The 667-nt window shown below is 78.4% G+C and carries 1 protein-coding gene; it reads right to left on the reverse strand.

From position 1 onward, the window contains the following. On the reverse strand, window positions 1-667 hold a 667-nt coding region (locus G3I53_RS21750), incomplete at both ends, for a TIGR04222 domain-containing membrane protein (RefSeq protein ID WP_164438686.1).

Genomic DNA, 667 nt, shown 5'->3' on the forward strand with positions numbered 1-667 from the left:
GTGCGAAGGCCGCACGCAGGTCCGGTTCGCCCACCGCGCGGACGCCGTGCACGGCGACCGAGGTGAGGTAGGCGCGGTCGTCGCCCGTGCCGTCACCGCCCGCCCGCAGCGTGACCAGCAGCCGCTGGCCGGCCGGGGACGCCCAGCGCGCGTACGGGTGGACCTCGGCCCGGGCCAGGGCCAGGCAGCTCAGGGTGAGGGTGAGCGGCAGCGCGAACCACAGTGCCACCAGGTGGCGCGGGACGTCCGCCGGGACGGGCAGCAGCAGCGCGGTCACCGCCAGGGCGAGCACCACGGGCACGGCCAGCCGCACCTGGCGCACCGCGTCGGCGATCGTGGTGGCCGCCGTGTCGGGCACCGCGAGCCCCGCGCCGACCAGCCGGTCGGCGATCCCGCGCACCGGCTCCGCGGTCGCCGCGGCGTCCCGGACCGGCGCTATCGGGGACTGTCCCTCCGGCCCGATCGCCCCTATCACCGACCGCTCCATCTCGTCCCGGCCGCAGGGGTCGACCACGGTCGCCCACCCGGTGTGCGCCAGCAGCAGCCGGCGCTGGCGGGCCATGGCGACCAGGGTGACGTCGGCGACCCGGCGCGGCCCGCCGGACAGGAACGCCGCCTCGTACAGCGTCACGGAGCGGTCCCCCGCACCGGCCGTGCGGGCCCGGTC

The sequence above is a fragment of the Streptomyces sp. SID14436 genome (genome assembly GCF_010548465.1).
Lineage (GTDB): Bacteria > Actinomycetota > Actinomycetes > Streptomycetales > Streptomycetaceae > Streptomyces.